Genomic DNA, 21,324 nt, shown 5'->3' with positions numbered 1-21,324 from the left:
CACAGTATAAAAATCAAGCATCAAATGCAAAGAATATTTACTTGACAGTTAGAGCAAAATAAAAAGTGAGGTGATTAGTTTGGAAAACAATAAATGGTATCGTACAGATTTAGTAGATGAGACGGAAGAATTTATTAATCATAAGACCGCAGAAGAGCGGGAAACATTACGTGAATCCACAGGTATTAAGGTATTAGAGGAAGAGCGTGGGCGCGTTAAAATTACACGTGTAGATGTCGATTCGAGTGGCGCAGATGAAATAGGAAAGAAACAAGGAACATATTTTACTTTTACCATTCCAACATTAACGCCAGATGATGAGGAAGGCTTCAAGCAACTAGGTGAAGTTTTAGCAGAGGAATTAACAACACTACATCCTTTTATTAAGGATAATAAGGAAGGCAAAGTACTTATCATTGGTTTAGGGAATAAGACGATTACACCAGATGCTGTAGGGCCGCTAGCTATTGATGAGCTACAAAATAGTGCCACATCGATTCAAGAGCGTTGTATTATTTATGCACCTGGAGTAACAGGGCAGACTGGCTATGAAACGAGCTCTTTTATAAAAGCATTGGCAGAGCAAATAAAACCAGCACTAGTTATAGTAGTAGACGCACTTGCTACAAGAGCAAGTAACCGACTTTGTAAAACCATTCAAATGACAGATACGGGAATTCATCCTGGATCTGGTGTAGGTAATATGCGTAAAGAAATTTCAAAAGAAACAATTGGTTGTCCAGTGACTGCAATTGGCTTACCTACAGTTGTCGATGGACCAGTACTTATCGCAGATGCTGTCGATACACTTTTCCAATCTATTGCAGCCAAAATACAGGAAAAAAATAGTCCATCCTCAGCTTTATCCGTAACACCATGGAGACCATCAGACACGTCTAAGGTAGATTTAGAAGTAATCAAACCAATTTTTGGCGAATGGTCGACTTGGCCGAAAGAAGAACGTCTACAACTATTTGAAGAGTCTCTCGTAGGGCACGACCGATTATTCGTAACACCGAAAAACATAGATGAGTGGGTACACAACTATGCATACCTGATTTCTGATACATTAACGGAATGGATTGAAAGTACCTAGAAAGTTCTAATTAGCTCTCCTCCTCCATACATTGATAGGAGGAGGGGGATGTTATATGCGACGGAAAATGCAAATGTGGATTGGTCTTCTATTCTTTTTCTTTATGCTGCCAATTATCACTGTAAAGTTACCAATCTGGCCACAGCAAGAGGCTACAACACAATCATCAAAACAAGATACGAAAATAGTCTATGCCGCCAATACTGCCACTGAAAAAAATGCTTTGATAAATAATAAGGACGCTTCATTTAAAACACTAATATATTTCACGCATTCCCATGAAGCTTACTATCCTATTTTGAAAAGCCATAAACAGAAAATAACAGCCTATCATGATGCAACTAATGTTTTACAACTAGGTTCAATCATCGAAGCCCATTTTAAGCAAAATGATCTCTCAACTGATATTTTAGAAGTTGATACCATGTCAGAAATGCAGAAGAAAAATATACCACTGTATAAAGCATATGATGCTGTAAGACCATATGTGAAAAAACAATTAGAAAAAAAAGAATATGATTTGGTGCTAGATATTCATCGTGATTCAGCAAATAAAAAAGCCACAACAGCAACTTTAGACGGTGAAAAATATGCACGTATTGCTATTGTTCTTGGTGCTGAAAATAAACAATACAAATTTAACGAAGCTTACGCGGAACAGCTATCTGCGCATTTAAATCAACTAGTTCCTAATATCTCTAGAGGTGTAATAAAAAAAGAAGGTTCGGGCGTAAATGGAATATATAACCAAGATCTATCGAAAAAACTGCTAGTAGTTGAATTAGGTGGAGTAGATAATACAGAAGATGAATTAAACCGTACAATTGCAATTTTAGCAAGAGCAATTTCGGAAGCATTTTCAAATCAAACTTCATCATAATATTGCATAAAATAGCTGTTCACTGCTATAATTCAAAATAGTTTATATAGGAGTGGACACGCATGAACAGAGAAGAACGTTTGAAACGACAAGAAAATATTAGAAATTTCTCCATTATTGCTCATATTGACCACGGGAAATCAACATTAGCAGACCGTATATTGGAAACTACAAAAAGTTTAACTTCCCGTGAAATGAAAAATCAGCTTCTAGATTCTATGGATTTAGAAAGAGAACGTGGCATTACCATCAAATTAAATGCAGTTCAATTACATTATCAAGCTAGAGATGGAGAGATTTATACATTCCATTTAATCGATACCCCTGGACACGTCGATTTCACATACGAAGTATCTCGTAGTCTTGCAGCTTGTGAAGGTGCTATTTTAGTTGTCGATGCAGCTCAAGGTATTGAAGCACAGACACTTGCGAACGTATATTTAGCGTTAGACAATGACCTTGAAATTCTTCCTGTTATTAATAAAATCGATTTGCCTTCAGCAGATCCAGAGCGCGTACGTCAAGAAGTAGAAGATGTCATCGGTTTAGATGCATCTGAAGCAGTACTTGCTTCTGCTAAAGCAGGTATCGGAATAGAAGATATTTTAGAACAAATTGTTGAAAAAGTACCAGCGCCTACAGGTGATCCAGATGCTCCTTTTAAAGCTTTAATTTTCGATTCTTTATATGATTCATATCGTGGGGTAATTACTTACATCCGAGTTGTAGAAGGAACAGTTAAAGCAGGCGATAAGATTCGTATGATGGCAACTGGAAAAGAATTTGAAGTTGTTGAAGTGGGTGTATCAACACCTAAGCCAACACTATGCAAAGAGTTAACTGTCGGTGATGTAGGTTTCTTAACAGCATCTATCAAAAACGTAGGGGATACACGCGTAGGGGATACAATTACTTTAGCAAACAACCCTGCAGTAGAACCATTAGCTGGTTACCGTAAGTTAAATCCTATGGTTTATTGTGGTTTATACCCAATCGATACGGCTAAGTACAATGATCTTAGAGATGCATTAGAAAAGCTAGAGCTAAACGACTCGGCATTACAATATGAGCCTGAAACTTCACAAGCATTAGGCTTCGGATTCCGATGCGGTTTCTTAGGTTTACTTCATATGGAAATCATTCAAGAGCGTATTGAACGTGAATTTAAAATCGATCTGATCACTACTGCACCTAGCGTAATCTACCATGTGCAGATGACAGACGGTTCTGAAGTTCAAGTGGACAATCCGTCAATGATGCCAGATCCACAAAAAATCGACCGTATTGAAGAACCTTATGTAAAAGCAACAATTATGGTACCTAACGATTATGTTGGAGCTGTTATGGAAATTTGCCAACGCAAACGTGGTAATTTCATGACAATGGATTATATCGATTCTACTCGTGTAAGTATTTACTATGAGATTCCACTTTCTGAAATCGTTTATGATTTCTTTGACCAATTAAAATCAAGTACGAAAGGCTATGCTTCATTTGATTACGAATTAATAGGTTATCAGCCATCTAAATTGATGAAAATGGATATCCTTTTAAATGGTGAACAAGTCGATGCACTAAGCTTTATTGTACACAATGATTTTGCATATGAACGTGGTAAAGTAATCGTTGAAAAACTAAAAAATCTTATTCCACGTCAACAATTTGAAGTACCGATTCAAGCTGCAATTGGTCAAAAAATTGTGGCGAGATCTACTATTAAAGCGATGCGTAAAAACGTTCTAGCTAAATGTTACGGTGGGGATATCTCTCGTAAACGTAAACTTTTAGATAAACAAAAAGAAGGTAAAAAACGCATGAAGCAAGTAGGTTCAGTTGAAGTACCCCAAGAAGCATTCATGGCTGTACTTAAAATGGACGATGACACGCCTAAAAAATAATATTCATTTATCAGTATGATAAATAAACATAACTAAGTGGTTGTGTAGTATGGAGGTTTTAATCCACCATATTGCCACCGCTTTTTTTATTTAAAACAGAACCTAAGATATTTTTTCTTTAAGAACGTTTTATAGGTTTAATGAAAATATAAAAGGGTAAATAAATAATGAGGGGATAAATTAAATATAATCTGATCAATTTTCGACATTATTCGCTAAAAAGTGAGATTTGAGGTATCCAAAATACAAAAGTTTTGATAAGCTTAGTAAACACTATAAATATAGTGGAATTAGGGATTAATAAATGTAAGGAGTGAGTTCAAATCGAACATCGTGATGGAAACGACCGTTTGGATCGCTTAATGGAAACGTTAGAAGCTGAACTTTTGGCTTTTGAGACTCAAGTGGCTCATATGCAAGAGAAGTTGAATGAACTTAAACGAGTGGGACCAAATATACAGCAAGAGCTTATTGAATATAAAAAAGCAGTGTAGAGAAGTTACAGTGGGTATTATTATCGCTGTAACTTTTTTTTATGCTTAAAAGTGATGTTATTCATTGTTTTGCGTTTCAGCTTAAATACTATAGAATGAAGCTACGTGTTTAAAGAGTGAAGTCACAAAAAATAGTCAATTTTCGACAAGAAAGAAGGAATCAGATTGGCCAGAGGCGTTTATATACACATTCCATTTTGCCATCAAATTTGCAATTATTGCGATTTTAATAAAGTATTTTTCAAAAACCAGCCTGTCGATGAATATATAGAAGCATTAGGTATAGAAATGAAATTATGGACTGAAAACAAAGAAGCTTTCAGTCATATTGAAACAATATTTTTAGGCGGAGGAACACCAACATCATTATCACCAACACAACTTTCACGTCTTCTAACATTGATCAAAACATACATCCCAATGGAACATGTAAAAGAATTTACATCAGAAGCAAATCCTGATGAATTAACGAAAGAAAAATTGGAAGTACTTTTTAACGGTGGTGTAAATCGTTTAAGTCTTGGTGTACAAGCGTTTCAACCAGAATTATTAAAAAAACTAGGGCGTACTCATTCCAATGATGACGTTTTTGAAACAATCGAGGAAGCGAAAAAAGTTGGTTTCAAGAACATCAGTATTGATTTAATGTACGGACTACCTGGTCAAACGATGGATGAATGGAAAGAAACACTAAAAATTGCTTTTGACTTAAATCTTCCGCATTACTCAGCCTATTCACTTATTGTAGAATCTAAAACGATTTTCTATAACTTGATGAACAAAGGGAAATTGAGTTTGCCAGGTGAAGATCAAGAGGCAGATATGTATGAAGAATTGATGCAACAAATGGAAACACACGGCTGGCATCAATACGAAATAAGTAATTTCGCCAAAGAAGGGCATTCTTCTATTCATAATCGTATTTATTGGGACAATGATGAATACGCAGGTTTTGGTGCAGGAGCTCATGGATATGTCAATGGCACTCGTTACTCAAATCATGCACCATTAAAAAAATATATCAGTACATTAGAAGCTGGTGAAAGACCCATACTAAAAACGCATGAAGTAACACAAAGTGAAAAAATAGAGGAAGAACTTTTTTTAGGTTTACGTAAAACAGCAGGAATTTCAAAATCGCACTTTAAAGAGAAGTTTGGCTGTACGATTGAAAGTGTATATAGTGAAAAACTACAAATGCTTGTTTCAGCAGGTCTTATTTCAAATGATGAAGAAGCTGTAAAGTTAACGAAAAAAGGACGTTTTGTAGGAAATGAAGTTTTTGAAGAATTTTTACTATAAACACATGCGTTTCCGTTGACATAAAATAATAGATTTGATAAGTTAAATATAGTATTAGCACTCTTCTTAAGTGAGTGCTAACAGAGGTGATGATCATGCTAACAAATCGGCAGTTACAAGTATTGCAAGTAATCGTAGATGACTTCATTATGTCAGCTCAACCAGTTGGCTCTCGACAAATCTCGAAGAAGGAAGGCATTACTTTTAGTCCAGCAACCATTCGTAATGAAATGGCGGATTTAGAAGAACTAGGTTTCCTAGAAAAAACGCATACTTCATCGGGGCGAGTACCGTCTGAAAAAGGTTACAGATTTTATGTGGATCACTTGCTAAAACCTCAAATAATTACAACAAACGAGATTCACAAAATCCAATCTGTTTTCCAAGATCGGATTATGGAAACTGAACAAGTCATTCGCAAGTCAGCTACGATATTATCTGAATTGACGTCTTACACATCTATATTATTAGGACCAGATGTGCAGTTGCATAAAGTGAAACGATTTTCAATTGTACCTTTAACAGCTGATTCTGCAGTCGCTATTATCGTTACTGATAATGGACATGTGGAAAATCGCATTTTCTCATTACCGTCGGATTTTTCCCCGTCGGATATTGAGAAGGTCGTCAATATTTTAAATGAACGACTGATTGGCGTTCCGTTAGAGCAACTACAAATGAAGCTCGAACTTGAAACAGCAGCGGTTATAAAACAACATCTTGGTACGTATGACGGATTACTTTCGTCATTAATAGACGTGACAGCACATCAATCAGAAGGTAAAATTTTCTATGGTGGCAAAACGAATATGTTCAACCAACCTGAGTTTCATGACATAAACAAAGTACGAATGCTTATGGAACTAATGGAAAAAACTACTCAAATCCAATCCATTTTCCCGATGAACCAATCAGGGATTCAAATCCGTATTGGTTCTGAAAATAATCATTTGGCGATGGAAGAATGCAGTGTAATCACAGCATCTTACTCGGTAGGTGAGGGACAAAGTGGTTCAATAGCAATTATCGGGCCTACAAGGATGGATTATCGACGTGTCGTTGCATTACTCGACTTTATGAGTGGCGATTTAACTCGCCAGCTGACACAAAAACCGAGGTAGAGAGCGACATTATAGGAGGATGAAAAGTGTCTAAAGCAAATGAATTTAAAGAGCAAGCAGTAGAAGAGAACACAGTTGTAGAAGAACAACTAAATGAGCAAGAAGAAAACGTAGTAGACGCTGAAGCTGTAGAAGCTACAACTGAACTAACGGTTGAGGAGCAACATCAAGCAGAAATCACAGCTCTAGAGCAAAAGCTTGATGAATCAGAAAGTCGTTTCCTGCGATTACGTGCTGACTATGACAATTTAAAACGTCGTACACAAACTGAGCGCATAGCGCAAGAAAAGTATCGTGCGCAAAATTTGTTAACGGATTTACTTCCGGTATTAGACAATTTCGAACGAGCTTTACAAGTTGAGGCAACAACGGAAGATGCCGAATCCATGAAAAAAGGGATTGAAATGGTATACCGTTCACTAATAGAAGCAACAACAAAAGAAGGCTTAGAACCTGTAGCATCTGAAGGCGAAGCGTTTGATCCAAACATTCACCACGCAGTTATGCAAGAACAAGATGATTCTAAAGAACAAGGAATCGTTTTACAAGAACTACAAAAGGGGTATAAGTTGAAAGATCGAATATTACGACCAGCAATGGTTAAAGTTAATGAATAAAGAAATATTGAGACGAAAAAATGAAAAATGAATCAAATCTAGGAGGACTATGAAATGAGCAAAATTATCGGTATTGACTTAGGTACTACAAACTCATGTGTATCAGTATTAGAAGGTGGCGAACCAATCGTTATCGCTAACAAAGAAGGCGCACGTACTACACCTTCAGTTGTAGCATTCAAAAACGGCGAACGCCAAGTTGGTGAAGTTGCAAAACGCCAATCAATTACAAACCCAAACACAATCATGTCTATTAAACGTCATATGGGTACTGACTACAAAGTAAATGTAGAAGGTACAGAATATACTCCTCAACAAGTATCAGCAATGATCTTACAACATTTAAAAGACTTCGCTGAAGACTACTTAGGTGAAAAAGTAACACAAGCTGTAATTACAGTTCCTGCTTACTTCAACGATGCACAACGTCAAGCTACAAAAGACGCTGGTAAAATTGCTGGTCTTGAAGTTGAACGTATTATCAACGAACCAACAGCAGCAGCACTTGCTTACGGCTTAGAAAAAACAGATGTAGATCAAACTGTTTTAGTATTTGACCTTGGTGGTGGTACATTCGACGTATCAATCCTTGAACTAGGTGATGGAGTATTTGAAGTAAAAGCAACAGCTGGTGATAACGCTCTTGGTGGAGATGACTTTGACCAAAAAATCATCGATTTCTTAGTTGCTGAATTCAAAAAAGAAAACGGTATTGATTTAGCTAAAGATAAAATGGCGTTACAACGTTTAAAAGACGCTGCTGAAAAAGCGAAAAAAGAATTATCAGGAGTTACTACAACTCAAATTTCACTACCATTCATCACTGCTGGTGAAGCTGGTCCATTACACTTAGAAGTTTCTCTATCTCGTGCAAAATTCAATGAAATTACTGCTGACTTAGTTGAACGTACAATGATCCCAACTCGTCAAGCATTAAAAGACGCTGGATTATCTGCTTCAGAAATCGATCAAGTAATCCTTGTTGGTGGATCAACTCGTATTCCTGCAGTACAAGAAGCAGTGAAAAAAGAAACAGGTAAAGAACCGCATAAAGGTGTAAACCCTGATGAAGTAGTAGCTATGGGTGCTGCAGTACAAGGTGGGGTATTAACTGGTGATGTAAAAGACGTTGTACTTCTTGACGTAACTCCATTATCACTTGGTATCGAAACAATGGGTGGCGTGTTCACTAAATTAATCGATCGTAATACAACAATCCCAACTTCAAAATCACAAACTTTCTCAACAGCTGCAGATAACCAACCTGCTGTAGATATTCACGTATTACAAGGTGAACGTCCAATGGCTGCTGATAACAAAACTTTAGGTCGTTTCCAACTTTCAGATATCCCTGCTGCACCACGTGGCATTCCTCAAATCGAAGTAACATTCGATATTGATAAAAACGGTATCGTAAACGTTAAAGCTAAAGACCTAGGGACTCAAAAAGAACAAACGATTACTATCCAATCTGATAGCTCATTATCTGATGAAGATATCGAACGTATGGTAAAAGAAGCTGAATTACATGCTGAAGAAGATAAAAAACGTAAAGAAGAAGCTGAACTTCGCAACGAAGCAGATCAACTTGTTTTCCAAGTAGATAAAACAATCTCTGACCTTGGTGAACAAATTACTGAAGATGAGAAAAAATCAGTAGAAGATGCTAAAGAAGAGCTAACAAAAGCAATTGAACTTGGCGAAATCGAAGGCATCAAAACTTCTAAAGAAAAATTAGAAGGTATTCTTCAACCACTTGTGATGAAAGTATATGAGCAAGCAGCTCAACAACAACAAGCAGCACAAGGCGAACAAGGCCCAACAGCTGATAAAAAAGATGACGGTGTAGTTGATGCAGACTTCACTGAAGTTGACGATAACAAATAATGCTAAAAAATAGAGCGCATCTTTAATGGCGCTTGAACAGTGTATATTAACGTATGCATTGTTGTTTTGAAAGAAGCCAAAGACCGCCTCGGGCTTTGGCTTTTTTCAATGTTTTTTGTCATTTGTTCTTTCCATGTTACAATATATTTTATGCAAACGGAGCGGAGTGTGAAAAATGAATAAACGTGATTATTATGAAGTCTTAGGTCTTCAAAAATCAGCGTCAAAAGACGAAATTAAAAAAGCTTATCGTAAATTATCTAAACAATATCACCCTGACTTGAATAAAGAGGCTGGGGCAGAAGAGAAATTCAAAGAAATTGCTGAAGCATATGAAGTATTAAGTGATGACCAGAAAAAAGCGCGCTATGACCAGTTCGGACATCAAGATCCAAACCAAGGATTTGGTGGAAGTGGTTTCGGCGGCGGAGATGGCTTCGGTTTCGAAGACATTTTCAGTTCATTCTTTGGCGGTGGTGGCGGAAGCCGTCGTCGTGATCCGAATGCACCAACAAAAGGTGATGATCTACAATATCGCATGACAATTAGTTTTGAAGAAGCGGTATTCGGTAAAGAAACTGAAATCGAAATCCCTCGTGATGAAACTTGTGAAACTTGTCATGGATCTGGTGCAAAACCAGGTACATCAAAAGATACATGTTCACACTGTAATGGCCAAGGCCAGATAAATGAGACAGTTTCAACACCATTTGGTCAAATGGTAAACCGCCGTACTTGTGGTTACTGTAAAGGTTCTGGTCAAATTATCAAAGATAAATGTTCAACATGTCACGGTGCAGGTACAGTTAAAAAACGTAAAAAAATCAAAGTTACGATTCCAGCAGGTGTTGATGATGGTCAACAATTGCGCGTAAGTGGTCAAGGTGAAGCGGGTACTAACGGTGGGCCAGCAGGTGACCTTTACATCGTATTCCATGTTCGTGCACATGATAAATTTGAACGTGACGGTGATGATATTTATTTAGAATTACCAATTACATTCGCTCAAGCGGCACTTGGTGATGATATTGAAGTACCAACAGTTCATGGTAAAGTGAAGATGAAGATTCCTACAGGTACTCAATCTGGTGACAGATTCCGCTTAAAAGGAAAAGGTGTTAAAAACGTTCATGGTTATGGTACTGGCGATCAACATGTAATCGTAAGCGTAGTAACGCCGAAGAAATTAACTGAAAAACAAAAACAATTATTGCGCGAATTTGCTAGTATTTCTGGTGATATCCCAGAAGAGCAAGGTAGCACTTTGTTTGATAAAATAAAAAACAAATTTAAAGGTGAATAAGGGAGTTGGCTACAAGTGAAATGGTCGGAGCTATCCATCCATACAACGAGTGAAGCGGTTGAAGCAATTTCGAATATTCTACACGAAGCTGGAGCAAGTGGTGTCGTGATAGAGGATTCAGAGGATTATGGTAAAGAACGTGCAGATCAATTTGGTGAAATTTACGCTTTAAATCCAAAAGATTTTCCTAAGGATGGTGTCATTGTAAAAGCTTATTTAGCTGAAACAAGCTTTTTAGGTGAAACTGTTGAAGAAATTAAAGTTGCCATCAATAATCTGGTAAACTATGACATTAATATTGGTCACAACGAAGTGACAATCAATGAAGTGAATGAGGAAGATTGGGCAACTGCATGGAAAAAGTATTATCATCCTGTAAAAATTTCTAACCGTTTCACAATTGTACCAACTTGGGAAGATTATGAACCTGTAAATAGTGATGAGCTAATCATTGAACTTGATCCTGGTATGGCTTTCGGTACTGGAACTCATCCTACAACTGTATTATGTTTACAAGCATTAGAAAAAACAATAAAAGATACGGATTTAGTAGTAGATGTTGGTACTGGATCTGGTGTTTTAGCCATCGGAGCAGCATTACTTGGAGCAAAGCATGTTCATGCACTTGATTTAGATGAAGTAGCGGTACGCTCTGCAATTGAAAATGTTCAGCTAAATAAGGTTGAAGATTCTATTGATGTTATGCAAGGAAATCTTTTAGATACTGTAAAAGAACCTGCAGACGTGGTAGTTGCGAATATCTTAGCTGAAGTAATTATGACTTTCACAGATGATGCCTATACAATTGTTAAACCAGGCGGCCTATTTATTACTTCAGGAATAATTGAACCGAAGAAGGACGATGTGAAAGCATCTCTTGTAAAAGCAGGCTTTATTATTGAAGAAGTAATGATGATGGAAGATTGGGTAGCAATTATTTCACGAAAATCAGTAAATTGATGGAGTGTTACTATGCAACGATATTTTATTAATGAATCCTCTGATAATCAATTGGCCATAATTAGTGGTGAAGATGCGCATCATATTACAAAAGTAATGCGTATGCGTGTAGGTGATGAAATCATTGTAGTTCATAATGGTGAAGCGACAATCAGTCGTATTTTGGACTTTACTGAAGATGGCGTTCATGTAGAAAAAACAGACAATGTAATGCCTTCACCTGAGCTACCTATTAAAGTGACGATCGCTTGTGGCTTACCAAAGGGTGATAAACTCGATTTAATTGTTCAAAAGTCAACTGAGTTGGGTATGTATGCATTACTTCCTTTTGAAGCGGAACGATCAATCGTCAAATGGGATGGGAAAAAAGGTAAAAAGAAGCAAGAGCGCTTACAGAAAATTGCGAAGGAAGCAGCAGAGCAATCGCATCGTACGCATATCCCGACAATTGAAGAGCCAGTGAGCTTCTCACAATTACTAAAAAAAGTACCGGAATTTGATGCAGTCTTTTTAGCAGATGAAGAGGATGCAAAGCAACTAGAACGAACTCGGTTTGCTGATCAATTAAAAAAAGTGTATGATTATAAGTCAATCCTTGTCATATTTGGTCCAGAAGGCGGTATTTCTCGAAAAGAGGCTACCGCTTTACAAGGATTAGGATGTCAATGTATTTCACTAGGACCAAGAATTTTACGTGCGGAAACGGCACCACTGTATGTTCTTTCCGCAATTTCTTATGAATTTGAATGAAAGAGGTGACGAGCCTTGTCTTCAGTGGCTTTTCATACATTAGGATGTAAAGTGAATCACTATGAAACAGAGGCAATTTGGCAACTGTTTAAAGATGAAGGTTATGAACGCAAAGAATTTGACCATCAGGCAGATGTCTATGTAATTAATACTTGTACAGTTACGAATACAGGAGATAAGAAAAGTCGCCAAGTTATACGTCGTGCAATAAGACAAAACCCTGATGCCGTTATTTGCGTAACAGGATGTTATGCTCAAACTTCTCCAGCAGAAATTATGGCTATTCCCGGTGTAGATATTGTAGTTGGGACGCAAGACCGTACGAAAATGATTGGCTATATTGAACAATACAAAAATGAACGTCAGCCTATCAATGCTGTACGTAACATTATGAAAAACCGAGTATATGAAGAGCTAGACGTTCCTTATTTCACTGATCGCACTCGTGCGTCATTGAAAATCCAAGAGGGTTGTAATAACTTCTGTACATTCTGTATAATCCCATGGGCACGTGGTCTAATGCGTTCTCGTGATCCACAAGAAGTAGTACATCAAGCGCAACAACTTGTAGATGCTGGTTATTTAGAAATCGTTTTAACAGGTATCCACACAGGTGGTTACGGACAAGATCTAAAAGATTATAATCTGGCGCAACTATTACGTGACTTAGAACAGAATGTAAAAGGCTTAAAACGTTTGCGTATTAGCTCGATCGAAGCAAGTCAATTAACCGATGAAGTGATAGAAGTTTTACGAGATTCTAATATCGTCGTAAATCATTTACATATTCCAATTCAATCGGGTTCTGACACTGTTCTTAAACGCATGCGACGCAAATATACGATGGAATTCTTCGGTGAGCGATTAGACCGTTTACGTGAAGTATTACCACATTTAGCAGTTACTTCAGACGTAATAGTCGGTTTTCCAGGTGAGACAGAAGAAGAATTTATGGAAACATATAACTTCATCAATCATCACAAATTCGCTGAACTGCATGTTTTCCCATACTCTAAACGTACTGGAACACCAGCAGCCCGTATGGAAGATCAGGTAGACGAAGAAGTGAAAAACGAACGTGTACACCGCTTATTAACACTAAACGATCAACTAGCCAAAGAATATGCTTCTCAATTTGAAAATGAAGTATTAGAAATCATTCCTGAAGAACGTATCAAAGAAGGAAAAGATGCAGGTCTTTATGCTGGTTATTCAGACAACTATTTAAAAGTTATCTTTGAAGGTAATGAAGACATGATTGGTAAATTAGTAAAAGTGAAAGTAACAAAAGCTGGTTACCCGTCTTCTGAAGGTCAATTTGTACGTGTATTAGAAGAAGTACAAGCAAACTAAACTAGATAAATGATTACAAATTCATAAACCCCTAAAGCGGAATGTAATTTCGCTTTAGGGGTTTTACTTTTGATATTAGTACCTAAATATGAGTCTATCGTTTAGTAACCTTTCGAAAAGTAGTAAAGTTTTACTAGTAAAAACAAAAAATAATAAACGCATATTGTTTTAATTATGAATATTATAATGTTAAAATACATAATGTTAGGTTATAATATAACGATAAATTAAGAGTATGATAGGCTTTTGTTAGTACATACTTAAATTTTCGCTTATTACAGGAGGAATTTTTCATGAAACGTGTAGAAGGTAAAGTAGCTCTTATCACAGGTGGAGCATCAGGAATTGGTTTATCAGCAGCAACATTATTGGCTAAAGAAGGCGCAAAAGTAGTTATTGCTGACTTTAATATAGAAGGTGCAAAAGAGCACGCAGCTGCTTTAGTAAAAGAAGGATATGAAGCATCTGCAGTATTCCTTGATGCAGGTAATGCTAAATCAGTAGAAGAAGCAGTGGATTTCACTGTTGAGCAATACGGTACAATTACAGTACTATTTAATAATGTTGGTTTAACAAATATTCATAAAGATTTAGATGTTGTTAATATTGACCTTGATGAATGGGATCGTTTAGTTAACGTGAACTTAAAATCAGTATTACTTGGTAGCCGTTACGCTATTCCTCATATGCAAAAAGCAGGTGGTGGTTCTATTATCAACACAGCTTCAATGGCTGCATTTGCTAGTGACCAGATCCGTACAGCTTATGGCGCTACTAAAGCGGGCGTTGTCAACATGACTAAATATATTGCAACTCAGTATGGTAAAGATAAAATTCGTTGTAACTCAATTGCACCAGGTCTTATTTTAACTCCAGCTGCAAAAAATAATATGCCAGATGATTTATTAGATATCTATACAAAATATCATGCACTACCATATCACGGCGAAGCAGACGATATCGGTTATGCAGTAGTATACTTAGCTTCTGATGAATCTAAATTCATGACTGGTCAAACACTTCAAATTGAAGGTGGGCATTATATTGCAAACCCAACAATCGAAGATCAAAATGCTTGGGCAGCTTCACAAAAATAATTTTAACATTGGGGATGTTAAAATAAGTAAGGTTACTTTCTGTACTTTTACTAATTTTTAAACGATATAGTATAAAACTGTGTTTGTGGAGATAATATATAATGATTAAAAAAGTCATGCCATTTAATATAATGGCATGGCTTTTTTGTAACAAAATCAATTGATTTATAGCAGTTGGCCAATGTTACACATAACAGTGGAAAGAAAACTATAAACCGTGGTAAAATAAAGAGGTACGTACATCTATTAAATAAAAGGAGTTTTCATTCATGACTAAAGACTACGCGTTATTAATTGACCATACACTATTAAAGCCTGAAGCGACTAAAGAACAAATTGCAACACTTTGTCAAGAAGCTAAAAAATATGACTTTGCTTCGGTTTGTGTCAATCCAACATGGGTAGCAGATGCAGCAAAACATCTTGAAGGCGCTAAATCAGTTGTTTGTACTGTTATCGGTTTCCCATTAGGAGCTCAAACAAGCGCTACAAAAGCATTTGAAACAAAAGATGCTATTGCAAATGGTGCTAGTGAAATCGATATGGTAATTAATATAGGTGCCCTTAAATCAGGTCAACTTGATGTTGTTAAATCTGATATTCAAGCTGTTGTTGATGCAGCTAACGGTACTTTAGTAAAAGTTATCATCGAAACTTGCTTGCTAACAGACGAAGAAAAAGTAGTTGCTTGCCAACTATCTAAAGAAGCAGGCGCTGATTTTGTGAAAACTTCTACTGGATTTTCAACTGGTGGAGCAACTGCAGCTGATATAGCATTAATGCGCAAAACTGTTGGACCAGAAATGGGTGTAAAAGCTTCAGGTGGTGTTCGCAGTCTGGAAGATCTAGAAGCTATGGTTGAAGCTGGGGCTACTAGAATCGGTGCGAGCTCTGGTGTAAAAATTATGAACGGATTAAAATCAGATTCTGAATATTAATTCGAGCATGAGTATTGACCAATTTGTATCAATAAGGTATAATTTTTTAGTACACAGCATTAACATATTTGATTATGCTAATGTTCGTATTTGATGTGTGTTCGGAGGGAGGGAAAGAGAGATGTCAAAAACTGTCGTTAGAAAAAACGAATCGCTTGAAGATGCTCTTCGCCGCTTCAAACGTACTGTTTCTAAAAGTGGTACAATTCAAGAGGTTAGAAAACGCGAATTCTATGAAAAACCTAGCGTAAAACGCAAAAAGAAATCAGAAGCTGCACGTAAACGTAAGTGGTAATTTAATTTCCTAGACAATCCCTACGTTCAAAACACGCAACATCATGATTGATTTAAATTGCAAATGACCTAAACCGAGAAATCCTTGTGATTTCTCGGTTTATTTTTGTGTATTTTTTTTACAGTTTAATCCTGCTAATTAGTTTACATTATCGTGAAAATAGCTGTACACTTTGATTGCTAGTTTAGCGAAATCTGCTATTAAAGAAACCAAATGAGATATGCATGCCAAATAGATATCTAGCATTGAGATTCAAATTATTATTTTAGGAATATGTAAATAACATTAAGTAAATATATTAAAGGGTCTTGAATGTGTTGTAACTACATTTAAGACTCTTTTTTGTTAATTTCATATTTTTGTATTTTTTGTTTGAATTGTTTAAAATATTTGGTATTATCAAATGAAACAAAAAAATAAAATATAAACAAAGGAGAAACCACATGTTAAAACATATAAAACCCTGTATTTCACCTGAACTTTTAAAAGTTTTAATGGAAATGGGGCATAGTGATGAGATTGTTATAGCGGATGGAAATTTTCCCGCAGCCTCACATAATGAAAAAATAGTGCGTTTAGATGGTAATGACTTAGCATCTATATTGGAAGGGATATTGTTCTTAATGCCATTGGACACATATGTTGAAAATCCGATTTGTTTGATGATGCATGGTAAAGAAGTTGAGCGTCCACAAATTTGGAAGGAATACGAAGAACTCGTCACAAAAAGTGAAAATGTCTTTAAAGCAGAATATCTATCAAGGGAATCATTTTATGAACGTGCGAAAAAGGCATATGCAATTGTGACTACAAGCGAAAAAGCATTATATGCCAATATCATATTAAAAAAAGGTGTCATTGTTGAAGAATAGGAGTGTTGAATATGTTAGTGCCTGAAAGACATAAAAAAATTGTTCAAATTATTAACGATAAGAAAAACGTAAGAGTAAATGAATTAAGTAAGCTATTTGCTGTGACAGAGGAAACGATTCGCCGAGATTTAGAGAAGCTTGAAGCGAAAAACAAACTTCAGCGGACACATGGTGGTGCGGTTGCCATGGATGATTCTGATGATGATGAAATTCCCTTTAATGATCGTCAAGTATTGAATAGAAACGAGAAAATGGATGTTGCCAAAGTAGCAGTATCTTATATTGATGATCAGGATATTATTTTTTTAGATGCAAGTACAACAACTCTATATTTAGCAAAGCTGCTTCCGAATATGGAACTTACGGTACTTACAAACTCTTTATTAGTTGCAAGTGAATTAGCAAACAGATCCAAAATTCAAGTCATTATGACAGGTGGTACTTTATCGAAGACGTCCTTATCATTAGTAGGGCCAACAGCTGTCCGTTCGATTGAACATTTCTATGTAGATAAAGTGTTTTTCTCATGCAAAGGTTTTCATAAGGACTGGGGCATTAGTGATTCGAATGAGCAACAGGCAAATGTGAAACGAGAGATGATTAAAATGTCCGAGCAAGTTATTTTATTACTCGATTTTTCTAAAATAAATCAAAAATCATTTGCTTATATCGAAGATAAATCAGTACTGGATTGCCTAATTGTAGATCAAAGAGCAGATGTAGACTATTTGCAATCAATTGTAGATGAACGCACAAAAATAATTATTGGATAAAATATTTTCTGAATATTCATTATTCTTGTTGATTTTGAGTAAACTGTCTCTTATAATCAACATAAACAAAGAAAAACAAATACAAACACAAAACAAAAGGGGTGAATGAATGAGTAAGCTGTTGGATATGCAGAATATTTCAAAGAGCTTTCCAGGAGTTAAAGCTCTTTCGAATGTATCACTTGATTTACATCATGGTGAAGTTTTGGCTTTAGTCGGAGAAAATGGTGCTGGAAAGTCAACGCTGATGAAGATTTTAACCGGGATATATGAAAAAGATGATGGTGAAGTTTTTTTAGAAGGTCAGAAGATTAATGTTACATCTACAAAACATGCACAGGAATTAGGGATTTCAATTATTCATCAAGAACTAAATTTAATGAAAGATTTATCTATCGCTGAAAATATCTTTATCGGTCGAGAACCAAGGGGGTTGTTAAACTTCTTTATAAAAGATCAAGAATTACATAATAAAACGAGGGAATTATTTAAACGGCTCTCCTTAGATTTAAATGGAAAAACGAAAGTGAAGGACTTAACAGTTGCAAAGCAGCAAATGGTCGAAATAGCAAAAGCGCTGTCATTCGATTCAAAAATTTTAATTATGGATGAGCCCACTACTGCATTAACAGATGCGGAAATAGATGTACTATTTGATATCATTGCTAATTTAAAAGCCAATGGTGTTGGGATTATTTATATATCACATAGGATGGATGAATTAAAACGAATCTCAGATCGAATTACGATTATGCGAGATGGAGAGTATATCGCGACGCTTAATACGAAGGAAACTGAAATGAGTAAAGTGATTCAATTGATGGTAGGAAGAGAGCTTTATATTGAATCAAAACCAACCGTTTCAGATAGTAATAGAGAGACTGTTCTAGAATTAAAGAATGTAAGTACGAATACAAATTTAAAGGATATTTCCTTTGAACTCAAAAAAGGAGAAATTCTTGGTTTTGCAGGATTAATGGGTGCGGGCAGAACAGAAGTGGCGAATGCTATTTTTGGAGTTGATAAAATAAGGTCTGGGGAAATTATTTTACAAGGTAAAAAAGTGCAAATAACATCACCTAGCCGCGCTGTTAAACAAGGTATTGGTTATTTATCTGAAGATCGGAAGCATTTAGGTCTCGTTGTCGATATGGATGTTAAGACCAATATTGTAATGTCTTCGATAAATGATTATCAGACACTTGGCTTTGTTAATGATCAAAACATTGCAAAGATATCAGAGGAGTATGTCGAGCGCTTAAAAGTGAAAACGCCTTCAATAAATCAACAGATAAAGTTTTTATCTGGGGGGAATCAGCAAAAAGTTGTAATTGCAAAATGGCTACTACGTGATTGTGATATTTTAATTTTTGATGAACCAACAAGAGGTATTGATGTTGGGGCCAAGGGTGAGATTTATAAATTACTAGATGAGCTTGCGGAAAAAGGAAAATCTATTATTATGATTTCTTCTGAGTTACCAGAAGTATTGAGAATGAGTCATCGTATTGTCGTAATGTCGGAAGGTCGAATTACGGGGATTTTAAATTCAGAGGAAGCGAACCAAGAGAAAATCATGGAGTTAGCAACAGCATACCGTGAAGGTTAAGGAGGGATAATATGAAAGCGGATACAATAGATCAAATAACAGTGACAAAGAAAAAGAATAAGGGAATTCCATCCAATACTTTACAACAAGTTCTAGCTTTTAGCAGTTTAGTAGTATTGGTTATTTTTTTCTCGTTTGCATCATCCAGTTTCATGCAATGGAGTAATATTGTGGGTATTTTATTATCTACGGCAGTTATAGGGATATTAGCACTTGGTGCAACTTTTGTCATTATTACAGGAGGAATTGATTTATCTGTCGGAACTGTCATGACCTTGTCATCTGTGATTACAGGTATAATCATTGTCAATTCGGATCTGCCAATCATAGTCGGTGTTGTAGGGGGTATTTTAACTGGTGCACTTTGTGGGTTGCTTTGTGGGCTTGCCATCACGAAATTAAAAATCCCTCCCTTTGTTGCCACATTGGCAATGATGATGATTGCAAAAGGGTTAGCATTAGTCATCTCAAAGGCTGCCCCTATCTATTTCACAGATAAACCGATGTTTACAAAAATTGCATTAGGATCAATTATTCCAGGTATCTCAATTCCAAATGCTGTAATAATATTCTTTGTACTCGGTATTATAGCAGCCATTATCTTGTCTAAAACGATTCTTGGTCGATTTAATTTAGCCATCGGTAGTAATGAAGATGCAACAAAGCTCTCAGGAGTAAATGTAGATTACTGGAAAATGACGATTTATACACTGGCTGGTGCTTTTACAGGTATTGCTGGTGTGCTGATGGCATCACGTTTAAACTCAGCTCAGCCTGCATTAGGTCAAGGTTATGAATTAGAGGCAATTGCTGCTGTAGTGATTGGCGGTACTTCACTTAGTGGAGGTAAAGGTACGATTATCGGTACGATTATCGGTGCTCTAATTATGAGTGTTCTGACTAACGGATTACGTGTACTTTCAATTCCGCAAGAATGGCAAACAGTAGTTGTTGGTTTTGTTATTATCTTAGCGGTATACATGGATATTTTAAGAAGAGGGAAAGGCTGATTGTGATATGAGGTCGTTCTAGACTTGATATATATTAAACAAAGGGGGCAAAAAAATGAAAAAGAGATCGATTTTTCTTGGCGGATTATTAGCAGTATCGATGTTACTGGGAGCATGTAATGACAAAGAAGGCTCAAGTGAAGGTGAAAAAGAACCAGTAAGTTCTGATAAACCATATGTAGCGATTGTATCCAAAGGATTCCAACATCAATTTTGGCAAGCGGTAAAACAAGGTGCTGAAAAGGCAGCAGATGAGTTTGATGTAAAGATTACATTTGAAGGTCCCGAAACTGAAGCGCAAGTTGATAAACAAATTGAAATGTTACGTGCAGTTTTAGATAAAAAGCCAGCAGCTATAGGGTTTGCAGCATTGGATTCTAAAGCATCTATACCATTATTGGATGAAGCTAAGGAGAAAAAAATTCCGATTGTTGCTTTTGACTCAGGCGTGGAAAGTGAAATTCCTGTTGCAACGGCATCTACAGACAATACAGCTGCAGCAGCATTAGCTGCGGATAAGATGGCTGAATTTATTGGGGAAAAAGGAGAAATTGCTTTAGTTGTACATGATCAAACCTCTTTAACTGGTAAAGGCCGAAGAGATGGTTTTAAGAATCAAATTGAATCGAAATATCCGAATATTAAAATAGTTGATATCCAGTATGGTGAAGGTGATCCATTAAAATCAACTGACTTAGCTAAAGCAATTATGCAAGCTCATCCAAATTTAAAAGGTATCTTTGGTTCAAATGAAGGATCAGCAATTGGGGTAGTAAATGCAGTTCAAGAAATGAATAAAGTAGGTAAAATCGTTGTTGTTGGTTTTGACTCAGGTAAACAACAAATTGATGCAATTAAGAGTGGGCTGATGGCTGGTGCTGTAACTCAAAATCCAGTTGGTATCGGTTACGAAACTGTAAAAGCTGCAGTAGCTGCAATTAAAGGCGAAAGTGTTGAAAAAACAATTGATACTGGTTTCTATTGGTACGACAAAGACAATATTGATACGGATGAAATCAAAGCAGCGATTTATGAATAATGTATTAGTTTTCTCTTAAGAATCTAATTT

20 protein-coding genes are annotated in these 21,324 nt (G+C 36.2%); all 20 read left to right on the top strand.

Translation table 11 applies throughout. From position 1 onward, the window contains the following. Positions 1–79 precede the first annotated feature (79 nt). The 20 genes from gpr (at position 80) to AMD00_RS07420 (ending at position 21,294) form a co-directional block, all read left to right on the top strand. Positions 80–1,096, top strand: coding sequence for a GPR endopeptidase (gpr, locus tag AMD00_RS07510; RefSeq protein WP_053416414.1), 1,017 nt, complete (start codon positions 80–82; stop codon positions 1,094–1,096). Positions 1,097–1,151: 55 nt separating this feature from the next. Then, the gene (gene spoIIP / locus AMD00_RS07505; RefSeq protein ID WP_053416413.1) at positions 1,152–1,976 is read left to right on the top strand and encodes a stage II sporulation protein P; all 825 of its coding nucleotides are present in this window, start codon (positions 1,152–1,154) and stop codon (positions 1,974–1,976) included. Between the two features lie 62 nt (positions 1,977–2,038). Beyond that, positions 2,039–3,874 (top strand): translation elongation factor 4, encoded by a 1,836-nt coding sequence (gene lepA, locus AMD00_RS07500; RefSeq protein WP_053416412.1) that lies wholly within the window; start codon positions 2,039–2,041, stop codon positions 3,872–3,874. A 350-nt stretch (positions 3,875–4,224) separates the two neighbouring features. Then, on the top strand, positions 4,225–4,368 hold the full coding sequence (locus AMD00_RS23185) for a hypothetical protein (protein ID WP_157059197.1): 144 nt from the start codon (positions 4,225–4,227) through the stop codon (positions 4,366–4,368). 165 nt (positions 4,369–4,533) lie between these two features. Further along, positions 4,534–5,670: a radical SAM family heme chaperone HemW gene (hemW, locus tag AMD00_RS07495; RefSeq protein ID WP_053416411.1), complete on the top strand. Its 1,137-nt coding sequence runs from the start codon at positions 4,534–4,536 to the stop codon at positions 5,668–5,670. 95 nt (positions 5,671–5,765) lie between these two features. Beyond that, entirely contained in the window at positions 5,766–6,791 is a 1,026-nt protein-coding gene (gene hrcA, locus AMD00_RS07490) for a heat-inducible transcriptional repressor HrcA (RefSeq protein WP_053416410.1), read from the top strand. A 26-nt stretch (positions 6,792–6,817) separates the two neighbouring features. Then, positions 6,818–7,408: a nucleotide exchange factor GrpE gene (gene grpE, locus AMD00_RS07485; protein ID WP_053416409.1), complete on the top strand. Its 591-nt coding sequence runs from the start codon at positions 6,818–6,820 to the stop codon at positions 7,406–7,408. Positions 7,409–7,462: 54 nt separating this feature from the next. Beyond that, positions 7,463–9,295 (top strand): molecular chaperone DnaK, encoded by a 1,833-nt coding sequence (gene dnaK / locus AMD00_RS07480; RefSeq protein ID WP_053416408.1) that lies wholly within the window; start codon positions 7,463–7,465, stop codon positions 9,293–9,295. Positions 9,296–9,470: 175 nt separating this feature from the next. Continuing rightward, entirely contained in the window at positions 9,471–10,598 is a 1,128-nt protein-coding gene (gene dnaJ / locus AMD00_RS07475; RefSeq protein WP_053416407.1) for a molecular chaperone DnaJ, read from the top strand. 15 nt (positions 10,599–10,613) lie between these two features. Next, the gene (gene prmA, locus AMD00_RS07470) at positions 10,614–11,558 is read left to right on the top strand and encodes a 50S ribosomal protein L11 methyltransferase (RefSeq protein WP_053416406.1); all 945 of its coding nucleotides are present in this window, start codon (positions 10,614–10,616) and stop codon (positions 11,556–11,558) included. Between the two features lie 12 nt (positions 11,559–11,570). Next, the gene (locus tag AMD00_RS07465) at positions 11,571–12,308 is read left to right on the top strand and encodes a 16S rRNA (uracil(1498)-N(3))-methyltransferase (RefSeq protein ID WP_053416405.1); all 738 of its coding nucleotides are present in this window, start codon (positions 11,571–11,573) and stop codon (positions 12,306–12,308) included. Positions 12,309–12,323: 15 nt separating this feature from the next. Next, entirely contained in the window at positions 12,324–13,661 is a 1,338-nt protein-coding gene (gene mtaB / locus AMD00_RS07460; RefSeq protein WP_053416404.1) for a tRNA (N(6)-L-threonylcarbamoyladenosine(37)-C(2))-methylthiotransferase MtaB, read from the top strand. Positions 13,662–13,954: 293 nt separating this feature from the next. Beyond that, positions 13,955–14,758 (top strand): SDR family NAD(P)-dependent oxidoreductase, encoded by an 804-nt coding sequence (locus AMD00_RS07455; RefSeq protein WP_053416403.1) that lies wholly within the window; start codon positions 13,955–13,957, stop codon positions 14,756–14,758. Between the two features lie 269 nt (positions 14,759–15,027). Continuing rightward, the gene (gene deoC, locus AMD00_RS07450) at positions 15,028–15,696 is read left to right on the top strand and encodes a deoxyribose-phosphate aldolase (RefSeq protein WP_038187143.1); all 669 of its coding nucleotides are present in this window, start codon (positions 15,028–15,030) and stop codon (positions 15,694–15,696) included. A gap of 121 nt (positions 15,697–15,817) precedes the next feature. Beyond that, complete coding sequence (gene rpsU / locus AMD00_RS07445; protein ID WP_004227078.1) at positions 15,818–15,991, top strand: 30S ribosomal protein S21; 174 nt, start codon at positions 15,818–15,820, stop codon at positions 15,989–15,991. Between the two features lie 443 nt (positions 15,992–16,434). Next, positions 16,435–16,863 (top strand): RbsD/FucU family protein, encoded by a 429-nt coding sequence (locus AMD00_RS07440; RefSeq protein WP_053416402.1) that lies wholly within the window; start codon positions 16,435–16,437, stop codon positions 16,861–16,863. A gap of 11 nt (positions 16,864–16,874) precedes the next feature. Continuing rightward, positions 16,875–17,636: a DeoR/GlpR family DNA-binding transcription regulator gene (locus tag AMD00_RS07435; protein WP_053416401.1), complete on the top strand. Its 762-nt coding sequence runs from the start codon at positions 16,875–16,877 to the stop codon at positions 17,634–17,636. A gap of 109 nt (positions 17,637–17,745) precedes the next feature. Then, the gene (locus AMD00_RS07430) at positions 17,746–19,245 is read left to right on the top strand and encodes a sugar ABC transporter ATP-binding protein (RefSeq protein ID WP_053416400.1); all 1,500 of its coding nucleotides are present in this window, start codon (positions 17,746–17,748) and stop codon (positions 19,243–19,245) included. Positions 19,246–19,256: 11 nt separating this feature from the next. Then, a complete protein-coding gene (locus tag AMD00_RS07425; protein WP_053416399.1) occupies positions 19,257–20,255 on the top strand; it encodes an ABC transporter permease in 999 nt (332 codons plus the stop codon). 55 nt (positions 20,256–20,310) lie between these two features. Beyond that, positions 20,311–21,294, top strand: coding sequence for an ABC transporter substrate-binding protein (locus AMD00_RS07420; protein ID WP_053416398.1), 984 nt, complete (start codon positions 20,311–20,313; stop codon positions 21,292–21,294). The last annotated feature ends 30 nt before the right edge of the window (positions 21,295–21,324 follow it).

The sequence above is a fragment of the Viridibacillus arvi genome (genome assembly GCF_001274945.1).
Classification (GTDB): Bacteria; Bacillota; Bacilli; order Bacillales_A; family Planococcaceae; genus Viridibacillus; species Viridibacillus arvi.
This window is presented reverse-complemented; position numbering and strand designations above follow the sequence as displayed.